The following is a 519-nucleotide window of genomic DNA, read 5'->3' on the forward strand; positions in this document are numbered from 1 at the left end:
CCGTCGTCTGGCTGTCGCCTGTCAGCATCACCAGTTTTTTTACGCCTTCATTACGCAATGCCCGCACGGCCTCTTTCGAGTGCGGTTTCAAAGCATCGGAAACGGCTACGTGACCGGCGTATACTCCGTCTACGGCTACATGAATAATCGTGCCGTCACACTGGCAGTCGGGAACGACGGCCCCGACGGATTCCATAAAGAGGCTGTTGCCGACACAGACGGTTTTCCCGTTGACTGATGCACGAATTCCCTTGCCGGGAACTTCTTCTCCGCCTTCCACCTTACAGCCGTCACCGTCAGCCTTATAGGCACGGCGCAATGATTCGGCAATAGGGTGAGTCGAAATGGCTTCAACATGGGCCGCCAAATGAAGGAGCTCTTCTTCGGGCGACTTCCCTTCACGCATCGCTTCGGCAAAAAATTCTTTAGCCGGATGAACGGCTGTAACACCGAAGATGCCGCGCGTCAACGTACCGGTCTTATCGAAAACAACCGTCTTTACATCCGCCAGTCGTTCTA

The 519-nt window shown here is 54.5% G+C and carries 1 protein-coding gene; it reads right to left on the reverse strand.

Annotated features, from left to right (window positions below):
• Nucleotides 1–519: HAD family hydrolase (locus tag PGX78_RS09440; RefSeq protein ID WP_270446715.1), on the reverse strand; the 519-nt coding region annotated here is incomplete at both ends.

The organism is Megasphaera sp. AF13-6AC, assembly GCF_027685385.1.
Classification (GTDB): domain Bacteria; phylum Bacillota; class Negativicutes; order Veillonellales; family Megasphaeraceae; genus Megasphaera; species Megasphaera micronuciformis.